General features: G+C 63.9%; 12 protein-coding genes and 1 pseudogene. 5 read left to right on the top strand and 8 right to left on the bottom strand.

Annotated elements, in window-relative coordinates; genetic code table 11:
- Nucleotides 1-8: 8 nt before the first annotated feature.
- Nucleotides 9-1,217: an IS110 family RNA-guided transposase gene (locus JX552_RS07930; protein WP_241010951.1), complete on the bottom strand. Its 1,209-nt coding sequence runs from the start codon at nt 1,215-1,217 to the stop codon at nt 9-11.
- Between the two features lie 299 nt (nt 1,218-1,516).
- Here JX552_RS07930 and JX552_RS07925 point away from each other — a divergent pair, with 299 nt between their 5' ends.
- The 4 genes from JX552_RS07925 to JX552_RS07910 all read left to right on the top strand — a co-directional run bounded on the left by JX552_RS07925 (nt 1,517) and on the right by JX552_RS07910 (nt 9,443).
- Nucleotides 1,517-4,336 (top strand): ATP-binding protein, encoded by a 2,820-nt coding sequence (locus JX552_RS07925; RefSeq protein ID WP_205876836.1) that lies wholly within the window; start codon nt 1,517-1,519, stop codon nt 4,334-4,336.
- Between the two features lie 111 nt (nt 4,337-4,447).
- The gene (locus tag JX552_RS07920) at nt 4,448-4,756 is read left to right on the top strand and encodes a PE family protein (RefSeq protein ID WP_277396049.1); all 309 of its coding nucleotides are present in this window, start codon (nt 4,448-4,450) and stop codon (nt 4,754-4,756) included.
- A 294-nt stretch (nt 4,757-5,050) separates the two neighbouring features.
- Nucleotides 5,051-7,450, top strand: a complete 2,400-nt coding sequence (locus JX552_RS07915; RefSeq protein WP_205876835.1) for a PPE family protein — start codon at nt 5,051-5,053, stop codon at nt 7,448-7,450.
- Between the two features lie 43 nt (nt 7,451-7,493).
- Nucleotides 7,494-9,443, top strand: a complete 1,950-nt coding sequence (locus JX552_RS07910; RefSeq protein WP_205876834.1) for a PE family protein — start codon at nt 7,494-7,496, stop codon at nt 9,441-9,443.
- Nucleotides 9,444-9,469: 26 nt separating this feature from the next.
- On the opposite strand, the gene JX552_RS07905 is transcribed toward JX552_RS07910, so the two are convergent.
- Complete coding sequence (locus tag JX552_RS07905) at nt 9,470-10,420, bottom strand: alpha/beta fold hydrolase (RefSeq protein WP_205876833.1); 951 nt, start codon at nt 10,418-10,420, stop codon at nt 9,470-9,472.
- 956 nt (nt 10,421-11,376) lie between these two features.
- Complete coding sequence (locus tag JX552_RS33250; protein ID WP_205878307.1) at nt 11,377-11,850, bottom strand: Rv1419 family lectin; 474 nt, start codon at nt 11,848-11,850, stop codon at nt 11,377-11,379.
- Between the two features lie 1,145 nt (nt 11,851-12,995).
- Here JX552_RS33250 and JX552_RS07895 point away from each other — a divergent pair.
- A complete protein-coding gene (locus JX552_RS07895) occupies nt 12,996-14,993 on the top strand; it encodes a hypothetical protein (RefSeq protein ID WP_205876832.1) in 1,998 nt (665 codons plus the stop codon).
- Here JX552_RS07895 and JX552_RS07890 read toward each other — a convergent pair.
- The 5 genes and pseudogenes from JX552_RS07890 to JX552_RS07870 all read right to left on the bottom strand — a co-directional run bounded on the left by JX552_RS07890 (nt 14,990) and on the right by JX552_RS07870 (nt 21,930).
- Nucleotides 14,990-16,477, bottom strand: coding sequence for a class I SAM-dependent DNA methyltransferase (locus JX552_RS07890; RefSeq protein WP_205876831.1), 1,488 nt, complete (start codon nt 16,475-16,477; stop codon nt 14,990-14,992). The two genes, JX552_RS07895 and JX552_RS07890, sit on opposite strands and share 4 nt — an antisense overlap.
- 18 nt (nt 16,478-16,495) lie before the next feature.
- Nucleotides 16,496-16,918: a PIN domain-containing protein gene (locus JX552_RS07885; protein WP_205876830.1), complete on the bottom strand. Its 423-nt coding sequence runs from the start codon at nt 16,916-16,918 to the stop codon at nt 16,496-16,498.
- 638 nt (nt 16,919-17,556) lie between these two features.
- Nucleotides 17,557-17,772, bottom strand: a pseudogene (locus JX552_RS32045) (hypothetical protein); the annotation flags it as partial.
- Between the two features lie 190 nt (nt 17,773-17,962).
- Nucleotides 17,963-19,210: a restriction endonuclease subunit S gene (locus JX552_RS07875; RefSeq protein ID WP_205876828.1), complete on the bottom strand. Its 1,248-nt coding sequence runs from the start codon at nt 19,208-19,210 to the stop codon at nt 17,963-17,965.
- Nucleotides 19,207-21,930: a type I restriction endonuclease subunit R gene (locus JX552_RS07870; protein WP_205876827.1), complete on the bottom strand. Its 2,724-nt coding sequence runs from the start codon at nt 21,928-21,930 to the stop codon at nt 19,207-19,209. The genes JX552_RS07875 and JX552_RS07870 overlap by 4 nt, the downstream gene beginning before the upstream one ends.
- Between the last annotated feature and the right edge of the window lie 75 nt (nt 21,931-22,005).

Genomic DNA, 22,005 nt, shown 5'->3' with positions numbered 1-22,005 from the left:
TGACGATGTCAAGCCGCCGATTCGGTGATTGGGGGTGAGTCGGGTTGCCAGGTGCGGTTGTCGCGGATGAGGGCGTAGAGGACGTTGGTGCGGCGTCGCGCCAGGCAGATGGTGGCCGGGATCGGTCGTTTGGCTTCGTCCCGTTTGCGCTGGTAGTAGGCCTTCGAGTGCGGGTCGCAGCGGATTGCGGTGAGCGCGGACATGTACATGACCCGGCGCAGTCGGCGGCTGTAGCGCTTCGGGGTGTGCAGGCGTCCGGTGCGTTTTCCCGAGTCGCGCGAGACTGGGGCCAGCCCGGCCCAGGCGGCGAGTTGGTCGGCCGATTCAATCGGGGCGGGATCACCAACCGCGGCCAGGAATTCGGCGCCGAGCCGAAATCCCATGCCGGGCATGCTGGTGATCACGTCGGCGAGTGGATGGCGGCGAAATCGGCCCTCGATGTCGGCGTCGGTGGTTTTGATGCGTTCATCGAGGGAGATCACCTCCTGCGCCAATTGTGCGACCAGCCCAGCGGCGACTTCTTCGCCCGGAAGGCGCACCGTCTGGGTCTTCGCCGCCGCCACGGCCGCGGTTGCGATGGTCGAGGCGTTGCGTACCCCGGCCTCGGCCAGCACCCGAGTCAGCCGCGAAAGCCCCTTCTGCCGAATGGCTTTCGGACGCTGGTAGCGCGCCAGCAGCACTACGCAACCACGATCTTGGGTCAGCTGCGCTGCTCGCTCCAGAGCCGGGCACACCGCGACCAGCTGTTGGCGCAGCCGGTTGATGGTGCGGGTGCGGTCAGCGACCAGATCAGCCCGATGAGCGGTCAGCATGCGCAGTTCGGTGATCAGGTCATCGCCAGGATGCAGCACCGGCAGATCGGCACCGCGCATCCGGGATTGATCGGCGATCACCCGGGCGTCTTTGGCGTCGGCCTTGGCCTCCCCGCCGCGGTAGGTCACCGAGGCCTGCCACACTTGGCGGCCCGCCAGATAGCGCACCGACTTGCCGGCATCAGCAAGCACCGTCAACAACAGGGTGGCGTAGACGGTGGTCAGGTCCACCGTCCACGACACCTGACCACCGAGCCTGTCCACTTCGGACACGAGTCCACGGATCTGTTGCTCGTCGTTGGCGAGCCTGCGCGAAAGCACCACCGCGCCCCTGTCGTCGACCACGCACACCCAGTGGTGTTCCTTGCCGACATCCACACCAGCCCACAACTGGACCGTAGCCACTACACCTCTATTCGCTTGTCTGCCAACATGATCACCACGGACAACCCCGCCGGCATTTCCTTAAACAAGCGATCACATCGCAGATCTCAATCAGCGGCCAGAGAAGTCCAAGCGGGTCGGGCGGCCAGTCCTTTCAAGCCGCACCACCAGGCCGGCAACCAGACATGCAGCCACACCCGACCCACCCGGGTCACAGCACAACGTAACAACACGAAGTAACTGCACCTACGAACTTAAGGACCTGGCATGCACAAGACCATCGCGATTTCGGGCCGCAGCGGCATGTCTGGTGGTTCCCGGTGATCCCGCTGATCGCGCGGGATGCAGACCTAGCGGCGCTGGAGGAGACTCTCGACGATGCCCGACGGGGAACGGGCCGGGTCCGGGTGGTGGCCGGCGATGCCGGCATGGGCAAGACGCGCCTGGCCCGCGAGCTCAGCCGCCGGGCCGAGGAGCGCGGCTGTGCCGCGTTGTGGGGCGGGTGTCGGGAACTCGAGCTCGCATTGCCGTTTCTGCCCTTTTGCGAAGCGATCGACACCTACCTGACCACCGCCGATGTGGCGGAGATTCGCGAGCGACTCGGGCCGGCGGCCGGTGCGGTGGGCGCGATCGTCCCGGAACTTTGCGACGAGACGTCCCGGTCAGACGATCTTTGCGGTGCACCGATCCGGCTGCGGCTCTTCGAGGGTGTGGTGGCGGTGCTGCGCACCCTGGCGGCCCGGTCGGGCGCGCTGTTCGTGGTCGAGGATGTGCACTGGGCCGATGCCTCGACGCGCGCGCTGATCGACTTCGTTGCTCGGCGCACCCGCAAGCTGCCGTTGCTGATGGTGGTGACGGAACGCCCCGATGAGGGCAGTGCGACCCACCCGGTGCGCGTGATGCTCGACGGGTGGCGACGCGCCGGCCTGGCCAGCGTGGTGCAGTTGTCGCCGTTGGCCCGGCCCGACGTCCAGCGTCTCGCGTGCGCTCGGCTCGAGGCCGAGCGTGTCAGCAGCGAGCTGGTCGACATGCTGGTGCACCGCAGTGAGGGCGTGCCGTACGCGGTAGAGGAGTTGCTGGAGGCGGCGATCAGGTCAGGACATGTCTCCCCGCACGCTGGGGGGTGGCAGTGTTCAGAGCTTTCGGGGCTTCACCTGCCCACCACGCTGGCGGTCGGCGTCTTGCAGCGACTCGATCGCCTCGAGCCCGAGCACCGGCGCGTCGTCATGGCTGCCGCGGTGCTGGGAAGCACCTTCGACCCCGGGTTGCTGTCGGCGTTGACCGGACTGCGCGCTCCGGTGGTGTGGGCAGCACTGACCGCCGCGACCCGTGCGCGGCTGGTAGAAACCGACCCGACCCACCGCGGCGGGCTGCGGTTTCGTCACGCTCTCACCTACGAGGCCGTGCGTGACGCGGTGCCGGTCTGGGAAGCCACCACCATGCACAGCCGGGCCGCCGACGCGCTCGCGGCGGCAGTGCCGCCGGCGCCGGTGATAGAGCGGAGCCGTCACCTGCTGGCCGCCGGGCGTGCGGCCGACGCCGCACCGCTGTGCGCCCAGGCGGCCGAGATGACCTCGCGCGCTGGGGCGTTCGCCGAGGCGGCGATGCTGTATGACCACGCGCTGGTCAACGTCGTCAATCCTGTCGAGCGCGGCAATCTGTTGTGCGAGCGCAGTCGCATGCTGCTGGCCAGTGGGGATCCGGCGGCCGCGATCGCCCCGCTGCAAGAGGGTGTGGAACTGCTGGGGGAATCCGGAAATGCTTTGACCGCAAAGCTTCTCATCGTCCTTGGTTCTGTGCAGCTGGCCCTGGGTGAGCATCAGGCGGCCCTCGATGCATTCGAGCGGGCACGTCTGATACTCGAAACCGCGCTGCCGGGTCCGGATCTGGCCTTGCTGTACGCCCGCCTGGCGATGTGGCACGACTCCAACCTGGAAGGTGAGGCTGGTCTCGCCTGTGCCGATCGAGCGCTGGCGCTGGCCGAACAGTCCGATGCCAAGCATGCCCGCGCCGCGGCATTGATCTACCGTGGTGCGGCGCTGTGTGAGCTCGGGCGCCGCGACGAGGGTGTTGCCGTGATCGACCGCGGGATCTCCGAGGCGACGCGGCTGAAGTTGCCCGAAGAATTCGGCGCCGGCATCATCGTCAGCGTCTTGCAGAAGGCGTTGGCGATGCGCGCCGGCGAGCTGTCATCGGTGGTCAACCTGATCCGCACCGGCGCTCGCGCGCTCAACGTCGGCCCGGCCCCCGAGGTGTTGGTTTCGCTCGTTGAGGCGGTGGCAAGCAGGTTCCTGGGCGATATCGACCGAACCGAGGCGGCCGCGCTGGCTGTGCTCGAGGCCTCGGAAGCTGTCCCCACCGGGATGTCGTCCTTCCTCGGGCGCGAACTCTTGGCCTGGGTGCGACTGCAGCAGGGCCGCCTCACCGAAGCCGAGGCGCTACTAGAAGACCTCGGGCCGCGGGACGGCTGGTGGCACCGCATCTGCGGCCCTACCCGTGTCGACCTGGCCGTGGCTCGGGGCGGTGACCCCGAAACGGCTGCCAACGCGGCGAGAGCCCTGCTGGCCCGGGTGCCCGTGCTGGCCAAAGACCCGTTCGTCGTAAGCACCGTGGTGCCCGCGTTGCTGGCAGCCGGGTCCGCCGCCGAGGCCGAGCACTGTGTGGACGCCGCCCTCGGTCCGGACCGCCATCCGCTGGCCGTAGGTGCGGCGGCCGATCTCGCCGCCTACCGCGACGATTTGCAGGGTGCCGCCGCGCTGTACCGCGAGGCCGCTGATGCCGCCACGGCGGCGGGGTACCGCGCGATCGCCGCGCGCTACCGCAGCGGGCTCGATGCGGCCGCCAGCTCCAAACCAACGCCCGCAGAGACAAAGGAGCCCGGGGCTTCTCACACGCTGAGCCGACGCGAGTTGGAGCTCCTGGCGTTGCTGGCCCACGGCAAGACAGATCAGCAGATCGCGCAGACATTATTCATATCGCTGCGCACCGTGCGATCACACTTGGATCGGATCCGTGACAAGACCGGGCGCCGACGCCGCCCCCAATTAACCCTCTTGGCAATCGAACTGGGCCTGCTGGACCAGCAGGCCCGGCCGGAACACCTGCGCGCCCGGAGCACGAGTCTGCACCTGGCGCGATAAGCCGCCGCACTGCACAGATTGGGTATTTCGGCCCCTATCGCACAAGCTGCCGGCACGACATGCTGATGAGCATTGCGAGCCCGCGAACAGGGAGTTGCGAGGTGGGATCTGATGTTCGTTGTCACCGCGCCAGCGACGCTGGCGCAGGCCGCAGCAGACTTGCTGGGTATCGGGTCGGGCCTTCGAACCGCGAATGCCGTTGTTGCGGATCCGATTAGCGAGGTGGCAGCCGCCGGTGCCGATGAGGTGTCGGCATTCATTGCGGCGTTGTTCTCCGGGCACGCCGATTCCTACCGGCAGCTGAGCGCCCAGATGGCCGCGTATCACGACAATTTCGTGGAGACTCTGCGTGGTTGCGGGTGCGCGTATGCCGCCGCTGAGGACGCCAATGCCTCGCCACTGCAACTCGGTGGAAAATAGCGAGCCCGCTCCTTCCCGACCCCTGAATTGGGACGCGTTCCGGCGCGGTTCGACATCACCTCTGAAACAACACTTTTGACGGTCGAACGCGGCCGTTGGGGTAAGCGCGTCCTTCGACTGCCCACCCGCCGACCACCAGTGTGCGCATGAGCCGACCCAATCGCGGGCCACCCCGGTGATTGGGTATTTCGACCCCTGTACGGCCGCCGCCGAGCACGACACGCTGAGAGAGCTCGATGCGGTCTCGCCGCGAGCTGTATGCCGAAAGTGCTGGGAGAAAGAAGGTTTGAGGCGATGAGCTTCCTAGTGTTGCCACCGGAGATCAACTCGGCCCAGATATTCGCGGGTGCGGGGTCCGCGCCGATGTTGGGCGCGGCGCAGGCTTGGGACGATCTGGCCACGGAACTCGGTTTGGCGGCCAGGTCTTTCGACGGGGTGACCTCAGCGCTGACCAGCGCGTCCTATCAGGGCGCGGCATCGCAGGCGATGATGGAAGCCGCCGCGCCTTACGTCGGCTGGCTCAATACGGTTTCCGCACAAGCCGATCAGACGGCCGTGGCGGCGCGCACCATGGTGGCAGCATTCGAGAAGGTGCAGGCGGCGACGGTTCACCCCGACCTGGTGACGCTGAACCGTGTGGTGGTGTCGTCGCTGGCGCGGACGAATCTGTTCGGGCTGAACTTTCCGGCTATTGCGGCTGTCGAGGCCGACTATGCGGAGATGTGGGCCCAGGACGTGGCCGCGATGCTCGGCTACTACGCCGACGCATCGAGCGCTGTTGCGGCCTTGCTGCCGATCGCCGGATCGCCGACGGCCGCATCGGCTACCGCCGCGGCGTTACCCGCCGCGACCACCAGGTCGATCGACTTTGCTATCGGCCTGGCCAACAACGGCATGAACAACATAGGCATGGGCAACTTCGGCTTCGGAAACATCGGCAACGCGAACCTCGGTAATTCCAACTTCGGATCCACCAACATCGGCGATGGAAATGTCGGCTCCGCAAACGTCGGCAGCCACAATTTCCTGCTCGGGAACCTGGGCAACAACAACCAGGGTATCGGCAACCTGGGCAACTTCAATATCGGTATAGCCAACAAGGGCGATAACAATATCGGCATCGGCCTGACAGGGAACAACCAGATCGGCATCCAGCTGAACTCGGGCGCCAATAGTTTCGGCTTGTTCAATTCCGGTGACGGAAGCGTGGGTTTCTTCAACTCGGGCAAGGGCAGCTTCGGCGTCTTCAACTCGGGAGACTTCAGCACGGGCGTCGGCAACTCGGGCTTGGCCAACACCGGGTTCTTCAATTCCGGAAACCTCAACACGGGCATCTTCAATTCGGGCGCCGTCAACACGGGTGGCTGGAACGCCGGTAGTTACAACACGGGCTCCTTCAACCCCGGCTGGGTCAACACCGGCGACTTCAACATCGGCAGCTTCAACACTGGCTCCTACAATTTCGGCAACGTCAACACCGGCGCTTTGAACACCGGCAGTTTCAACAACGGCATGTTCAACAGCGGCAACTTCAACAACGGTATGTTCTATACCGGCAATTACGAAGGTAGTTTGCATGTTCAGATCGGCGTACCAGCCCTCACCCTGCCCGCGATCCACATGCCGTCCGCCCATATTGGCGGTTTCTTTGCGCCAAAGATGGTCATACCGTCGATCATCAACAACTCCCAGTTCACGATACCCTCGTTTACCATAGGTGCGTTTTCGGCGCCACAGATAACAATCCCGGGAATCAACCTTCCGAGCGTACATATTCCGCAGTTCTCGACCCCACCGATAACAGTGGGTGGTTTCACCGCGCCCACGATATCAATCGGTAAGTTCAACCTCCCCTTCATTCAAGCGCCGTCGGTCTATCTCCCGCTGGCCGCGAACTTCGAAGTTGGCGGCATACCATTCCAGACGTTTGGCAAGTTGGACGGCCTCGGCACCTACATCAACCTAACGAACGTCTTCATCCCTCCGATCCTGATCGGCGACCCAGGGTTCCCCATCACCTACACATCGGCGAATGGCAGTGGCAGCCAGATAACCCAAAACGGCGTCGCGGGCTTTATTTCTGCTTTCAACCTGCCAACGATCGGTCTGACATCATTCAATGCCCCGATCATCACCATCGGCGCGGCTGGGGGCTACAACACTCCAGTCATTTCAACGAACAGCTTCACCGTCCCACCGATCAACTTGGGCGGATTCAACACGCCGACGATCACTATCCCGCCGGGCCCCTTGACGCCGACGGTAGTCATTCCGCCGATCAACATCTTCGGCTTCGACGCGCCCGCCATCGACGTCCCGAGCATCACAACTGCCCCCGTCACGATCGCCCGTATCGACATTCCGTCGGCGCCGGGCTTCTTCAACACCACCGACACCCCCACCTCGTCGGGCTTCTTCAACACCGGCACCGGTGGCAGCTCCGGCGTCTTCAACACCGGCGGCTTCGTCTCGGGCTACCAGAACACAAACCCGTTCCCGTTCTTGAATTTTGGGACCTCGGGGTTCAACGCCACCGGCCAACTCTCCTCGGGATTCTCTAACCTCGGCAACGCCGTATCGGGTATCGCCAACGTCGGCGAGCTGGGCATCGGGGCCGCGTACAACTTCGTGTCGGGCGTGGAGAACATCGGCCACAACCTCGCCGGCATCTTCCAGCAGGGCACCACGCCCTAACTTGTGTCGGTTTGCTGTGGCGCTGATGTGAAGGTAGGACACCATGTCGTTTGTGACCGTGGCACCGGAGTTAATCGGTTCGGCTGCCGGGGATTTGGCCACTGTCGGGTCGGCGCTTCAGGCTGCCGGGGCGGCGGCGTCGGGCTCGACGACGGCGGTACTGGCGGCGGGTGCGGATGAGGTTTCGGCGGTGATCTCTGCGTTGTTCGGCGCCTACGGCCAGCAGTATCAGGCGTTCAGCGCGCAGGCGGCGTTGTTTCATCAGCGCTTTGTCCAGGCGTTGACGTCGGGCGCGGGGGCGTATGCGACCGCGGAGGCGGCCAATGCGGCGGCCGCCTCCGACCCGCTGACGACGCTGGTCGGTCAGATCCAAGCCACGGGGCTGTTCAATTACGACCCGGTCAAGATGTTGACGGGTCGCCCGCTGTTCGGCAACGGAGCCGACGGGACGCCGTTGACCGGACAGAAGGGTGGCGACGGCGGGTGGCTCATCGGCGATGGCGGCAACGGGGGCTCCGGCGGCACCGGACAGGCCGGTGGGGCCGGCGGATCGGCGGGCCTGTGGGGCCACGGCGGTGACGGCGGCGCCGGCGGGAAGGGCCTCCTCTTGTTCGGCGGCCCCGGCGGAACCGGCGGCGCAGGAGGGGCCAATGGGCTCCTCGGCGGCGGCACCCCCGGAGCCGGCGGGGCCGGCGGGGGCGGCGGCGTGAACATCTTCAGCGGGCCCGGGGGGCATGGCGGAGATGGCGGGGCCGGTGGCATCAACCGGCAACTGTTTTCCCTGTTCGGCGGCGCCGGCGGGGCCGGTGGAGCGGGTGGCAGCGGCGGCGTCGGCGATGCCGGCTTCGACAACGCCGCGCCCGGAGGCGACGGTGGGAGCGGCTATCACGGCGGGGCCGGTGGTAACGGTGGTGCCGGCGGCGCGAATCAGGCCCTAATTGGCGGGTTCGGCGGGGTGGGCGGTGTGGGTGGCCACGGCGGCACCGGCGGCCATGGCGGCAGCGGCGGAAGCGGCGGGCCGACTGCCGGCGCCGGGGGTGTCGGAGGCGACGGCGGTGCCGCCGGTGCAGGTGGGGCCGGCGGCGCCGGGGTATGGCCGGGTGGAGGGTATTACGGGCAAGCCGGCAACGGCGGCGCGGGCGGCACCGGAGGAACCGGCGGTATCGGTGGTACCGGCGGATCCAACGACGGCACCTTTGCCAGCGATTACGCCGGCCACGGCGGCCAAGGCGGCCACGGCGGCACCGGTGGGGCCGGCGGGAACTCCAGCGGCAGCGGCGTCAACGGCAGCGGCGGCGGCGGGGGCAACGGCGGCGCCGGCGGACTCGGCGGCACCGCCAAGAACGACGCAGCCAGCCTCATTGCGGCCGTTGCCGGCGGCGGGGGTGGCGGCGGTGCCGGCGGGACGGGCGGCCACGCCGGTAGCGGCGGCGCCTTCTCCGGCGGCGACGGCACCGGCGGTCTCGGCGGCACTGGGGGCGCGGGCGGCACCGCCACCACCGAAACCGGCGGCAACGTCGTCGCCAAAGCAGTCGGCGGCTCTGGCGGCGCCGGCGGCGCCGGCGCACCGGACGGCGGGCCAGGTGGCGCCGGCGGCGGCGGCGGCGCGGGAGGTACTGCAATCCTGCAAGCAGCCGGCGCCGGCGGCGGCGGCGGAGGCGGTGGGGCCGGTTACGCCGGCGGCACCGCAGGAGCCGGAGGCGCCGGAGGTTCCGCCTCCTCCGGCGCAATATTCGCTGCCGGAGGTTCGGCGGGGAACGCCGGCCCCGGCACCGGCGGCGGCGGCGGGGGCGGGGGCCTGGAAACCCTGGGCTTCCCCTTCCCCGGTAGCGCCGGCGCAGCCGGTGCCGGCGGGGGGACGGGCGGCCTCGGTGCCAACAATGGTGGTTTCCCCAACGCCGGAGGTCACGGAGGCACTGTCGGCGTTGGAGGTCTCGGAGGCACAGGCTGGGGTAGCTCTGTGACCAATGACGGGGGTGATGGGCAGCCCTGACATCGGCGGCTAGGGCGCCGTTGGGGCTACGGGCCAGGTTGCGTGGTTGCGCCGATGAATTCCACCCCGGCGCGAATAGCGGGACGGTGGCGCAGGATTCGGTAATGCGCCAGGCGGCCGAGCCCTTGTGTGGTCATGAATTGTGCGCCTTGCCACGCCGCGGCCAGGCGCTTGCTGGCGGCATAGGGGCTGTCCGGGTCGTCGGGGTCGTGGATGAGCAGCAGTGGTGGGTAGTTGGCTCGCCGACCGATCCGCGTCATGTTCGTCTCTTGCAGCGGCATGGCGATCCGTTTTTCCAGACGACGGTGCAGGCCCGCGCGGATCCGGCGACCGAAGCCATGGCGTGCGGCGAACCAGTCGAGATAGAGAGGAAAATCGCCCATTGGCGCCAATAGGACCAAGCGCCCTACGGGTGCGCCCTGGGCCGCCGCCAACGCAGTCGCGTTCGCCCCGAGTGAGTGAGCCACCACCGCGTGGGCGGGCCCATGGGTCTCGATCATGGCCGCAATCGCGTCGGCGCACTCAGTGGCGGTGGTACGCCCGGGCGCAAGCTCACCTGGATCAGATTCGTTGTGGCTGGGCAGGTCGAACGCAATGACTCGATACCCCGCCTCCACCAGCGGTTTGACGAAGATTGCCAGATGCGCGCGCTGGCCGCCCCAGCCATGTACCAGATATATCGGCGGTCCCTCGCCCCATTCCTCACCAGCGACCCGATGCCCATCCCAATACGCTTCGACCGGCCGGCCCGGGGACACCCCCGGTGGCATGCGCAGAGCCGACTCGAGAACCGGTGGGGTGCACCATAACTCGACTGCCCACCGCGATCCCAAAGCGGGCGCGAGGCGCTCGAGCAGCCAAAAGAGTCTGCGCACTCTGGCTTCGACCGGGGGAAGGACTCCGGAGCCGTTGACATCGAGCGGGGCAATCGCGCCGTCCTGCGCTTGTGCCGACAGTTCAGGAGCTCCTTCAGTCATGATTCGCGATCGTAGTATGGGCTTCAATACGCGATTGTCGAGATGCGGCGACGACTACCAAGACACGCCTCCTCTCCCCCACCGTTAGCCCTGACGACGACGTCACCGTCATTGCACTGCGCAGGCTGTGGCGGTCCCTGCCGTTGGGATCCGTTGGTAAGGGAAGGCTGGATGCTTCCCGTCAACGTCCGCCTGAAACCCACAACACGCCGGCCCGTTTCGGGCACGTGCCATCCAAACAGTCCGTCGCGGGCTCAGCATCGCGTTGCCGCCTTATCGACAACTTTGTTGCCAAAATGGGCACCACCGGTCACCTGTCGACTGGGCGCAGTGGCCGGCTTGTCCTCACGCTGCGGATCGGCTACCACCAGGGACGCAGGACAATCAATGACTGCGGCGGCTGGATCGACCGTCTTCGACCCGTCCATATCTCGTCATCTCCTCGGTGCGGCTCCGATGCCGCCTCCCTCCGGACTTACCCTGATAAACACGTGTCAAACAGTGATCAGTGCGATAGTCTCGCCGGTCCAGCACTGCAACACCGCCGTCGCTTTCCGGACGAATGATTGTGGCAGTGGAGGGTCGAGCCGGCCGCCCACGGCGACCTCGTTGCCGTACGGACTACACGCCGCGTCATCCGGACGTATTACGGCTGCACGCCCACGGCAAGCGCAGGTAGTCAACTCGACTGTGGTCGGCCTTGACCCAACCCCTACGGACGGAGGAACCGAACACCCTGCAAGCGTCTGTACCGGAACTTCCGGGCGACCCGACGGACGCGGTTTGCGCCATAGCCACCCGCTGCGTCGAGCAGACCCGCAAGGGTCAATCACCACCGGGTTGGCTCAGCTCCCATTAGGGGTGTCCAGACAAACGATGCCTAACCGGCTTTTCCGCTGACTCACGCCGTCAGCACTAGCCACGCCGGCGGCTGGCGCTGCGACCCAGGGGCCCAGTCACGGGACACTGTCCCAGCCTTGATCGATATTGCCGTCGCAAAACTGAGTGGACACCCACGTCCCTGGACTCGGCCCGCCGAGAACATTGAGGCAGGCACCAATATAAGTGGTGACCTGCCCATTGGGATGGATTGTCCAGTGGTGAGTGTACCCAGCCAAACAGTTCCGCAGGTGCGCCGTAAAGCCGGACTCCGCCGGCGCCAAGCAATTCCCGGGGAACGCCACGCTTTCGAGTTCTCCGTCGCCGGTGAGAGTCCAGCGCTGGAAATCGGTCCCGTTGCACGGGTTGATAACTATCGGGGACCAGTCGCTGCCACTCGGGGCGTCCAGACAATAGTCGCCCATTCGGCTCTTCAATTGCACAGGGCCGTCGGCGTGTGCGGTGCCAGCACCGAACGCGGCGATAGCGAGCATCGCGCTGGCTACGACAGAGGCCCGGCACACCCGGGTCATCATTGTTGATCCACTCATTTCGGCGGCCATCGTCGCATCTCGTTCCAGCCCACGCATCTCACGGCGCGGCACTTTCGTGCGCATGCGGTCGATCTTGAGTGGCGCGTTAGTCATAGCAATACCAAATCGACTGTGGCACTCTATGATTGACGAAACTCCGGTCAGCTTGTGGATTTCCTGTGGCTTGTCTGACTGAATGTCGGATGACATCGAACTCATCCGTTTCGAAGATGCCACTGATCCACCGCTGCGCCGGCCTAGGTCTCGGCCCAATCAGCAGGGTCGCGGCCGCTGCCAAACACACGCTGGGTTCCGCTCGTACGCCGCGGGGAACAACTCAACGACGAAATCACTGACCATGAGAAGGCCCTCGCCGAACTCACCCCCACACTAGCGCCGCAGCCGTTGGGAGCCTTCGACATCGGCGCAGACGTCGCCCCTGGGATGCCCATCGTCGCCGCAGAATGGTCTCCGCGATCTCCTGGATACCAACAAAGGTGAAGTCGAGGGACGTGGTGCACGACGTCGTCGTGTGATTTTCGATGTTGCATTCAGGCCGGCAGTGCTGCCGGATTGAAAACGATCCTGAATTGAGAGATCTGGTAAGAGCAGGGCGGTTCGCGATCCGCAGACCCGGGAGGCCGGCTCCGGCATCTCGTTAGCTTGGCTAATTTTCCCAGAAGTATTCCTACCGCCTCCACCCTCGACCCACCAGGGACTACCAACCCACCGGCGCACCCAAAGGCCCCACACCGAAAAAGCCCCGAACCTAACGGAGGTTCGGAGCTATTCCGATGTCTCGAGACACCACATTTGTAGCGGGGACAGGATTCGAACCTGCGACCTCTGGGTTATGAGCTACGGGCCAGGGAGTTTTGGGTGTCCGGGTGGTCTAATTTGTGCAGGTCAGCGGGGATCGGGTGTTCGGGTGGTTGCGCCGTGTTGCGCTGATTTTGGGAGGTTTCGCGGAGTTTGGTTCCCAAATTCGTTCCCAACTCTGGCACCGAAACCGCCGTGATGCCGTCGAGGTCGCTCTCAACATCTGCCGCGACGCGTGTGCCGGGGCGCGCTACTTGGACTGGATCAATCACCGCGCTCGGTGACACTTGGCAACGAACGACAGATTGTCAGACCTACCCGCTATCTTCTCGATGGGAGGGACGATGGACAAAATCACGGGGCCGGTCACGCGGACGAAGGTTGAGGCGCTGGCTGTGGACTGGGCCGATGACCCCTCAACCACGGTTGAAATCGTTCACCGTGAGTTCAACGCCGACCAACACAGCGGTGGCTATGCGTTCCTGTGCGACCGCGGTCTGCTCATCTATGGCTTGGACGGCGCCAGCACGTGGTCACTGGATCCTGGGGATGCCGCCAGCAGATTTGCCAAGGTCGAGCAGTACTGGCGCGAGAGCCAGCACCGGAATCGGGCGCTCCGACTGGACGATGTGAGCCCGTGGCACCGCGCGGCGATCGCTGCATTGGTCTCAAGTGCGAGGAGTGTCGCAGATGTTCCTCCTGAGGCGCGTCTGGGCGTAACCGACACCGGACGAGCGGACGCGTTGTTCATCATGCTGCGCCGACATGTCAGAGAGCGCTCCGAGGAGTCGGCGCTGCGCACGCTGGCGAGCAACGACTGGCTTCTCGAGGTACCCCAAGAGGACAGACGAGCACATCAATGCCCGGTCTGCGGCTTTCCGGCGCTCGGAAGACCCTGGCAGTACTTCAGCGTTTGCGACGATTGCTTCGCGAAAACCGTGTGTAGTCATGGCCGCATTGTCACCGGTTACAACACCGACTTCAGCGGTGGTTTCGAGGCCATGCACGTCGATGACCACAGCGTCTGTGAAGAGGTCGGCCGGACTGGGCTGGTGTGGGTCGAGGGCTACGAGTGCCTTATGGGGGAGGCCAAGTTCGGTGGCGTCTTTGTCGGCGTCCAACCCGCGCGTGAGTTCCGCGACGACGACGCCGGCTATCTGGCCTGGCTCGACACCCACCCCGATGGCTACGTGATCAACATCGCGCGCAGCCACAGCGCGACAGCAGCGCGTGTGCATCATGCCGGTTGCTGGACGATCAGGGGTGAGAAACCTGGCGGGAGTGCATGGACCGGACCGTACGTCAAAGTGTGCGCGCAACATATTGCCGAACTTGAGCAGTGGGCGAGCGACCAAGTGGGGCAGCCTATCCCGAGTTGCGGGACCTGCCAACCGGCGCGCGACGCCGTACAACCTCCTCCGACAAAGTCGACCAAGCCGACCGAGCAGGCGGTCGCGCCCCCGTTGCCCTACGGCCACTGCGAAATCCACGGACCGACGGCGAGCAGTCCCGCAGTCCAGGCCTGGGCCGACGACTACATCCGCTTCGAACACCTGCCGGTCTGGCAACAGCATCTTCGGCATGAGATCCGCAACCGCTGCCAAGAGCTCGCGCCGCCAGCTGAGCAGGTGCTGCACACCACGTTCTTCGGCCCCAAGCATCCCAGGGCCGACGTCGAGAACCTCGTGCTCTACTACATCGATTCGTTTAGAGTCGCCGGCCGCAACGGGATTCGCTTCGAACACGGCGCCGCTGTACCGTCGGCGCCCGATGGTGCCAAATATCCGTTCTGTTATCGCTACGCGCTCTCGCGACGATCGGACGCCTTCGCCTACTGGCGGCATGGGCGAACACTAGCCTCGTTCGACTGGACCGACCTGGGTGCGTTTGCCGGCGAGAAGAAGTTGGCACAAGTTTGGCTAGCACTCGCACGCGGCCAGGTGGAGGTGAGCGAGCCAGCGTGCGCGCCCGAGACCCCATTCGCCGTCAGAGTGCAAGTTCGGCCACCGCATGGACTTCAACCGGTGTGGGGTGGATTGGTGAAGGGGATTTTCGATGGGGTGATCTGCGCGCTCCAGGCCCACACCGACACAGCGGTCCTGCCTGACGTCGTGGCGCGGCTCGCGAAAGACATTCCTGCACAGCCTGCAGAGATCGAGCATCATTTGCTTGACGAGCGCCGGGCGGTGCTTGGCGCCGCGCACCGACTCGTTTCCCCCTACGGTGCTGGCGTCAAGTGGGATCCCAAGGACCACCTGTGCGTCGCTGGCGAGTTACTTGCCGCTGAACCGGTCGATCGACGTTGGGCGATCAAGGGAGATCTGGTCGAACTCTCCCGCTAAACGGCATCTCCATTCGCGGCGGCTTCGAGGGCTGCCGCGACCGCCTCAAACTCCGCGAGCGCGGCGGTGAGGTCTTCGACGATCTCTCTGGCGATGACCTCGGGCGCTGGAAGGTTGTCGGCGTCATCGAGCGACTCGTCACGCAACCAGATGATGTCGAGATTGACCTTGTCCCGCGCGACGAGTTCCTCGTAGCTGAACGATTTCCACCTCTCCGACTCAACACGTTCGTCACGGGGCTTTCCGCTGAGATAGAAGTCGACGAACTCGTCGAGATGGTGGCGCCGCAGTGGGTTCTGCTTGAGGGTGAAGTGCTGGTTGGTGCGCAGGTCGTAGACCCAGAGCTTGGTGCTCCACGGCTGTTCAGATGCCGGCTTCTTGTCGAAAAAGAGCACGTTGGCCTTGACGCCTTGAGCGTAGAAGATGCCGGTAGGCAGACGAAGCATTGTGTGTAGGTCAAAGTCGGCCAACAGCTTTCGCCGCAACGTCTCGCCGGCGCCGCCTTCGAAGAGGACGTTATCGGGAAGCACGACGGCGGCGCGGCCGTTGATATCGAGAATCGTCATGATGTGCTGCAGGAAATTGAGTTGCTTGTTGCTGGTCGTAACAACGAAGTCCTGCCGTTCGATCTCGATGTCCTCGCGCACTTCCCGACCATCCGCGCCCACCATCATCAGCGACGATTTGCGGCCGAACGGTGGGTTGGTCAGCACCACCGACCAGCGACGGCCGGGGTCAGATATGAGTGCGTCTCGAACATCGATCAGTGAGTCGCCGTCGGCGGTTCCGATGCCATGGAGCAGCAGGTTCATCGCGGCTAGACGCGCTGTCCCGTCGACGAGTTCATAGCCAGTGACGAAAGTGTCCCGCAGGTGCTTACGCTTCGTTGGGGTCAGGTTTTCAGCCCCTTGGACGGCGTGTTCATGGGCAACCAGGAGGAAGCCGCCTGTGCCACACGCCGGGTCGACGACCATGTCAGCAGGCGAGGGGTCGATCACGTCGACCATTGCCCGGATGAGGTCGCGCGGGGTGAAGTACTGACCCGCACCCGACCCTTTATCGGATGCGCCCTTGGACAGCAGCGCCTCGTAGGCGTCGCCTTTGAGATCTGTGCCCGAAGCGGACCAGTTTTCTTTGTCGATCAAATCCACGATGAGGCGTTTGAGCTTGGCCGGATCCTGAATCCTGTTCTGCGCCTTGCGGAAAATCGTGCCAAGTGTGCCCGGCTGCTGCGCTAACCCGACGAGGATCTTCGTGTATTCGACCTCAAGGTCCGTTCCCTCAGCATCCAGGAGCCTCTGCCAGGAATACTCGTCGGGAACGATCTGCTGCGGGTTAAGTTTTCTCGTTGCCCGCTCGTGTGCCATCTTCAGGAACAGCAAGTAAGTGAGTTGCTCGGTGTACTCGATGACACCAACGCCATCGTCGCGCAGCACATTGCAGTACGCCCAGAGTTTGTCGACCAGGCGCCGGGAATCAGACAACGTGGTTTGCCCTTCTATTCAGCTGCGCACGACAAGATTTGGTGCGTCCTGGTAGATCCCGTCGCCGGCCAATAGATCTAGCCGCTTGGCGATGGCGCAGGCCGCAACCCATCGATCACCGGTGTGCTTTCTGCCGTGCAGAGCGTTACCGAGCCTTCGGCATTCGCTGACAAGAAGGGCGTACGCGTCTACGACTTCGTTGTCGGGGCGAATGGTGGGCGTCCGGTCAAGGGTCTCAATCGTCATCGCCACCCAACGCTCGCCCCAGCCGGCGACTCGCGCACCGGCAAGCACCTCAGCCCTGGTCTGGAAGGAAATGAGTACACGCCGCCCCGTCAGGTATTCGCGCCAGCCAGGGACGCGCGCATCACAGCTGGCGCGGCGAAGGTAGATCAGACTGAACACATCGGTATCGACTACCGTCGCCGCGATTTCGCTCACGAACGCGCTGCCTCAAGGAATGCCGCGAATTCGTAGTCGGTGAGGTCGAGCCCACCATTCGGGTCTGGTCCGGGAGCGCTGGCCAAAATCTCGTCGAGGGTAACGACTTTGGGGCCGCCAAAGTCGGCTGCGGGATCATTCGCTGGAAGCACACGCACATTCTGAAGTGCGACAAGCCGGCCAGACGCACGTTGTATCCCGGTTCCTTCCGCAACCACCCATTGGCCAACGAGTTGTGCTGCGAAGGTGTCGTTTTCGACGCTCTTGAGTTCGACCGTGGTATCGACGTCGTCGCGGAGACGGAAATCGTGCGACCGTAGATCGACCTTCTCGAGTCGGCCAGCGGCAGTCATGACAGTTCCTGTGCGGACACGCGTCGGTGTCCACGTTTCGACATGCATCACTGACGACGCAATCCGCACTTCCGGTCGCGAAGGCGCGCCGAGGATTACGGTCGGCGCCGCTGCTTGAATGGCGTTGACCAACTTGCCGACGCTCTCCGCGATCAGGTCGGTGGCCCAATCGGGGCGACGGTCCTCCCCCATGGCCCGCATAATTTCCCACAAGCGATCATCTGCCACGGCTTGTTCGGGCAAGTCGACGTCAAGTTTGTCAGTCGGGCCCTTGCTGAATCGGAGTACGGTGCTTCCAGGCTCAACCGCATGAAGCCGCAGTTGCGAGAGCTCCTCCATGAACTGCTTCGTGCGACCAGGTCCAGGCGTATTGACTACTTCCCGGCTGATTCGAGTCGTCAATTCCTGCAAGGCAGTCGCGAGCGCGGCGAGGTCCTTGACCGGAATCTCGCCGCTGGGGGTGGACGCGTCAACAAGGCGGAGCTCGATCTCCTTCATCATCGCAACTACCTCCCTAGTTCATCGCTGACGAATCGTCACCATGGCTCGGCGCCCGTCATCCGAGTCAATTCTGCCCGCACCAGCAGGGGAACATATGTTTTCTATCATCGCAGCGGCCTACGACACGTCACCGCAACTTGCCAAGAAAAGTCACGATCACTGAATGCCCCATAGCTTGATCTGTTTCCCCTCATGCATCGATCAACTCTTCGTTGAGCGACAGGTCGGACTCCGATGTAGTCAAACGTCCGGAGAAGGCAGCAGCGAGGATCGACGATCGAAGCCTTGCGGCGCGCAATCGCGTAGCAGCAATCGATGCCGCTAGACGAGACGCCTCAACTTCCATCCCGACAACAAGTTGAATGCCGGCATCTTGGGTCGTGATGGGCGGGACGGGCAACTCCAATGGGTTGAGCTTACTGAGGCTTAGGTTGTGTTGGCCGGCGCTTGAGGCTGCTAATGATTCGATCCGGGAGCGAACTTGTGGCGTGCTAAGCATGATTTGAACCCAACGCGGCCGGACGACCTCTTCCCGCACGCGATACCGAATCAGATACGAAGCAAAAGCTGCATCAATCCCAGGCTGGACTACGGCAGAGCGCCCGATCAGGTCAACAGATCCATTCGTACGGACGATGAGGACATCGCCCGGAGCAAGCATGTACGCAGACGTGTCCGCTTCTGCGTTAAGCACGCGCTTCTCATCTGACAGATCGATCTGCCCGTCGACCAGATTTGGAATCCGAACCACTGCCGCGCCTTTGCCATCGGCAACGCACTTCACCGACGTTCCGTAGCCAGAGTCGACCGCCAAAGCCCCCAGTGGGTACGGCTCACCGGCGTGAAGTGAAGCAAGAACGCTGGCTTTCAAGAGTCTCAACTTCTGCATCGCATTGCGCACGTATGTCTCCGCGGCATCGAGTCGAGACAGGTGGTCTTCGAGGAGATCGACGATGCGCCGCTGTTCGTCGAGTGGTGGGATCAGGATCCGAATTGTGCGCAAAGCTGACTGCGATATATTTCGCATTGAATCCTTTGTACCAGTGGCCAATTCGCGAATCTGGCTGCGAACCGCAGGTGCTTGTAGCGTGTACCAGAGCCATTCTGGGTGAACGCTGGACTTGGGCGTCAGTCGAAGGCTCTTGTCGCTTAGAAGTAGCTTGGGGCGAACAGCGCGGACAAGGACGCTGGCTCCCACATATTCGGCTGTGTTGGCCCGACTTACAAGTAGATCACCTTCGCGAATCTCAAACCTCGGGTCTGCAAGCTCGGCCGGTACGGCCTTGTTCTCCTCTGGTTTGAATTTGCCCCACGTCATCGCACTTACCTTGATGATGCCCCAATGTCCTTCCTCCGCAGGTGCGTTTGAAGCGCCAAACGATTTGCCTGCGGTGATGTCCTCAATGAGATCCCCGAGCTGCACCAACGGCCAATTCATGCGGTCAGCTCCGCATTGAGCTGCTCGACGAGATCGCCGGCCCTGTCACCCAAATCGCGCAACGCTCCATCGGTACCGCCACGCTCAACAAACGGCGCGTCGTCCAGGTCTTCCACCCGGATCCCCGCCGAGTTGGCGATCACCGACACGATCCGATCCAGCCACCAGCGCTCAGTGTCGTTAAACACCACACCAGCCTGTTCCTGTTGTGTTAACCAGGCCGCGTATTTCTCCCGCACCCGCTCACCGTAGGGAACGAGTTCGTCGTCGACGCCGATGGTGTAGCGGATCAGCGGAACGAGATCCGTGAGGGTGTGCGTGGGACACTTACGGACCTTGGGCGCGTCGATCGCTGCGTAGGCGTTCCAGATGATGTCGGGGGTCCAGTTGTGCGGCGGCCGGGCGATACGGGCGGCGAGTCCCTGGATGTAGGCGAAGTCGATTCGCTGTTCGCCCGCCTCATAGGCGACCTGGATCGCTGTGATTTCCGCGCGGTGCTCATCGAGGTAAACGCGCCACGAGTCCACGATCGACCGGGCACGGTCAGTATTAACCACTCCGCCGGCGTCAACGAGTTCGTCTCTACTCACCTCGTCGATGACCCGGTCGTGGGCGGTGCGGAGTTCGAGTATGCGGTTGCGCAGTTCCGGGTTGGCAGCAATCGGTTCGATAGCCCGCTCGATCGCCTCGGTCGACCCAGTGGACGGCTCGACAGCATCCACGAGCGCCCTGGCGATATCGCGGACGGGTTGGCCGGCGACGTTGTCGAGTTCCTGCCTCTCCTCATCGGTAAGTGCAACTTCGAGTTTCACCAGCCGTGACGCCAGGGTTGCCGCTTCGTCCTCGCCAAGTGTGAGGGCGGCGGCCTTGTCGAGGAGCTTCTTGAGGCTGATCGACTTCTGCCGATTAAGCGGTGGTTCGACGAAGGGGTGCTCAGTCACGCCCACCGCATCGACGATTACGAACCGGGTCTTGTTTTTCGCGTCGGGCGTGACCGCCTGGAAATCGGCCGAAGTGATCGTGCGCGCGCCACGACCTTTCATTTGCTCGAAGTATTGGGCGGAGCGGACATCACGCATGAAGAACACGCATTCCAGCGGTTTGACGTCGGTTCCGGTCGCGATCATGTCGACGGTCACCGCGATACGCAGCGACGGGCTCGTCCGCAGGGCCTGGAGTTGTTCTTTGGCGTTGCGGGCGTTGTAAGTGATCTTCGCCGCGAAGTCATTGCCTTTGCCGAACACCTCGCGAACCTGTGTGACGATCTCCTCCGCGTGGTTGTCGTCCTTGGCGAAAATCAAGGTCTTCGGGACGGTGGAGCGTCCTGGGAAGATCTCGGTGGAAAGCCGATCGCGGAAAGTTTCTAGGACGGTGCGGATCTGGTCGGTGGCGGTCACGGCGCGGTCCAGTTGCGCGGCGCGGTAATCCAGATCCTCGTCAAGGGTTTCGAGTTTCTGTTCTCTGGTTCGGCGGTCCACTTTCGGTACTAGAGTCCCGGCTTCGATCCGAGACCCGTCTTCACTGATTCGGGTGCGGATCCGGTAGATGTCAAAGTCCACGTTGACGCCGTCGGCGACGGACTTAGGGTAGGTGTATTCAGAAACGAGGTTCTGACGGAAGAACCCGAAGGTCTGCTTGCCCGGCGTGGCGGTTAGACCGATGACGTGGGCGTCGAAGTACTCCAAGACACCGCGCCAGACTCCGTAGATGCTTCGGTGCGCCTCATCGACGATGACAAGATCAAACGTTTCCGGCGGAAGTGCCTCGCTGTAGGAGACCGTGACAGGGGTTTCCGGGGTGAACTTATCGAGGTTGGGATCATCGGCGTCGCTGACCTCGCCGTCATTGAGGAACTTGTAGACCCTTTGGATGGTCGAGATGACGACCTTGCTCGAGCCGAGTAGTCCGGCACTGGACAGTTTGGTCACGTTGTACAGCTCGGTGAAGCGGCGGCCGTCATCGGGCGTGCGGTAGTTCTGAAACTCCGCCAGCGTCTGATCGGCGAGGTTGTTGCGGTCGACGAGAAAGAGAATTCGGTTGAATCCACCGAATTTCAGTAATCGGTACGACTCGGTAACCGCCGTGTAGGTCTTGCCGGCCCCGGTCGCCATCTGTACCAGCGATCGGTCGAACTGCTGATCGGCGAGGCTCTTCTCGATCCCGCTAATCGCATTGACCTGCGCTGGACGCAGCGGGTCGGTCTCGAGGGCTGGGAGATCGCGAACCTTGGCGCGCCACGTCGGGCGCTCGGGTGAAGCATCGGCGTCACGAAGGAGGCGCGCCAACGTTGCCGGCTTGAGTAAGTTGAAGACTAAGCGCGCCCGCGGATCGGGATCGAAGCCGTTGGTGAAGTGTGTCTCGACTCCCGACGCCTCGAACACGAACGGCAGCCGACCATCCCGGGTCTTGGCGGCGAGCCGCACATCAGCCGGGAGCCCTTCCGCGTACATGGCCGACTGCCACTCCACGCCTGAAAGCGGTGTTCCCATTGGCTTGGCCTCGATGACGCCGACGACGGCCTTGTCCACGTACAGCAGGTAGTCGACCCGGCCGTGCCCGGGCTTCATCACGACTTCTCGGACGGCGATGCCCTGTCCCGCCAACAGATTCAGGTCTTTTCTGTCCTGGACCTTCCAGCCTGCCTGGATCAGTTGCTGATCAATACGCACACGAGCACGCGCCTCCGCAGGGAGAAGGCTGGCAACGTCCTCGTTACTCATGACTTGGCAAACGTTACCGACACCAGCCCGGTCTTGGCCGCAGATTTGTCGGCTGGACATCCGCGCGATCACCGC

It is taken from the genome of Mycobacterium gordonae (genome assembly GCF_017086405.1).
In the GTDB taxonomy this organism is placed as follows: domain Bacteria; phylum Actinomycetota; class Actinomycetes; order Mycobacteriales; family Mycobacteriaceae; genus Mycobacterium; species Mycobacterium gordonae_D.
The sequence above is the reverse complement of the archived record's forward strand: the minus strand, read 5'-3'. Positions and strand labels throughout refer to the sequence as shown.

Coding starts and splice junctions, on each gene's coding strand:
- JX552_RS07920 (WP_277396049.1), top strand. CDS start 4,448: ATGTTCGTTGTCACCGCGCCAGCGACGCTGGCGCAGGCCGCAGCAGAC.
- JX552_RS07915 (WP_205876835.1), top strand. CDS start 5,051: ATGAGCTTCCTAGTGTTGCCACCGGAGATCAACTCGGCCCAGATATTC.
- JX552_RS07910 (WP_205876834.1), top strand. CDS start 7,494: ATGTCGTTTGTGACCGTGGCACCGGAGTTAATCGGTTCGGCTGCCGGG.
- JX552_RS07905 (WP_205876833.1), bottom strand. CDS start 10,420: ATGACTGAAGGAGCTCCTGAACTGTCGGCACAAGCGCAGGACGGCGCG.
- JX552_RS33250 (WP_205878307.1), bottom strand. CDS start 11,850: ATGAGTGGATCAACAATGATGACCCGGGTGTGCCGGGCCTCTGTCGTA.
- JX552_RS07895 (WP_205876832.1), top strand. CDS start 12,996: ATGGACAAAATCACGGGGCCGGTCACGCGGACGAAGGTTGAGGCGCTG.
- JX552_RS07875 (WP_205876828.1), bottom strand. CDS start 19,210: ATGAATTGGCCGTTGGTGCAGCTCGGGGATCTCATTGAGGACATCACC.
- JX552_RS07870 (WP_205876827.1), bottom strand. CDS start 21,930: ATGAGTAACGAGGACGTTGCCAGCCTTCTCCCTGCGGAGGCGCGTGCT.